Annotated in this window: 2 protein-coding genes; both read right to left on the reverse strand. The window is 78.3% G+C overall.

Annotated features, from left to right (window positions below; translation table 11 throughout):
• A partial coding sequence (locus ABEB16_RS21385; protein WP_345714194.1) for a hypothetical protein occupies window positions 1–339 on the reverse strand: 339 nt, incomplete at its 3' end.
• A 71-nt stretch (window positions 340–410) separates the two neighbouring features.
• A complete protein-coding gene (proB, locus tag ABEB16_RS21390) occupies window positions 411–1,568 on the reverse strand; it encodes a glutamate 5-kinase (RefSeq protein WP_345714195.1) in 1,158 nt (385 codons plus the stop codon).
• Window positions 1,569–1,669 lie beyond the last annotated feature (101 nt).

A 1,669-nucleotide genomic window follows, 5' to 3' on the forward strand; every position in this document is an offset into this window, starting at 1 on the left:
CGCGCCGCGGCCGCGGCCCCACGCGCGCGGTCCCGCGACCCGCGCCGCGCGGTGCTCCACCGTGCCGCGGTCGACGACCTCCAGCCCCACCGGCCGCCAGTCGGGCAGCCCGGCGCTGCGGCGGTGCTCCCCCCACAGCCGCAGCGCCATCGCCGCGGCGTCGTCGAGGCCGTCCGCCTCGTCCCAATAGCGCACCTCGGCGCGGTCGGCGCAGTAGCGCACGCTGGAGAGGAACGGCCGCTCACCGACCAGCCGCTCCAGGCCGGCCCGCAGCTGCGCGGGATCCACGGCGTCACCGGCGACGGTGAGCGTCACCGACCACAGCTGCGCGTCAGCCACCCTGGCTCCGTCCCCGCTGCCCGCCCGGCAGCGACCCGCGTCCGTCCCGCGCCCCGCTCGCACCGGCGCGCTCAGCCGGGGAGCAGCACGAGGTGGTCGCGGTGCACGACCTCCCGCTCGTAGCCCGGACCCCACGTGCCCGCGAGCTCGCGGGTGCTGCGCCCGAGCATGGCCGGCAGCTCCTCCGAGGAGTAGTTCACCAGTCCCCGCGCCAGCGCGCGGCCGAATCGGTCGACGAGCTCCACCGGGTCACCCACCCGGAAGTCCCCGCGCACGGTCGTCACCCCCGCCGGCAGCAGCGAGGAGCGCCGCTCGAGCACCGCCGCGACCGCGCCGTCGTCGAGCTCCAGGCGCCCGGCGGGGGCCGCGGCGTGCGCCAGCCACAGCATCCGGGAGCTGCGGCGCCGGCCCCGGCGGTCGGTGGGCACCGCGAACCAGGTGCCCACGTCCGCGCCGGACAGCGCCTCGGCGGCCAGGGCGGCGGAGGTGACGAGGGCGGGCACCCCCGCGGCCACCGCGGTCGACGCGGCGTCGACCTTCGTCGTCATGCCGCCGGTGCCCACCCCGCTGCCGGTGCTGCCGATGCGCACCCCCTCCAGGTCCGCCGGGGCGGCGACCTCGGGGATGCGCCGGGCGCCGGGCCGCTGCGGCGGGGCGTCGTAGAGGGCGTCGACGTCGGAGAGCAGCACGAGGGCGTCGGCGCGCACGAGGTGCGCCACCAGGGCGGCGAGCCGGTCGTTGTCACCGAAGCGGATCTCGTGCGTGGCGACGGTGTCGTTCTCGTTGACGACGGGCACCACCCCGAGGGCGAGCAGCCGCTCCAGGGTCCGCTGGGCGTTGGCGTAGTGGCTGCGGCGCGCCACGTCGTCGGCGGTCAGCAGCACCTGCCCGACGGTGAGGCCGCGTGCACCGAACGCCGCCGTGTAGCGGGCCAGCAGGAGCCCCTGCCCGACGCTCGCGGCGGCCTGCTGGCTGGCGAGGTCGCGGGGCCGGCGTTCCAGGCCGAGGGGGGCCAGGCCGGCGGCGATGGCGCCGGAGGAGACGAGCACGACCTCACCACCGGTGCGGCGCCGCTCGGCCAGGACGGCCGCCAGCGCCTCCAGGCGGGGTCCGTCGATGCCCCCCGCGGGGGTGGTCAGCGAGGAGGAGCCGATCTTGACGACCACGCGTCGGGCGGCGGCGAGCTGCCGGCGCCCGGTGAGGGGGTCGGGCTGCGGGCGCTCGCTCACGCCCCGGCGTCCGCGGCGTCGCGCGGCGTCGCACCGTCCCGGTCGTCGGAACCGGTGTCGTCGGAACCGGTGTCGTCGGAACCGGTGTCGTCGGAACCGGT

It is taken from the genome of Kineococcus glutinatus (genome assembly GCF_039542765.1).
In the GTDB taxonomy this organism is placed as follows: domain Bacteria; phylum Actinomycetota; class Actinomycetes; order Actinomycetales; family Kineococcaceae; genus Kineococcus_A; species Kineococcus_A glutinatus.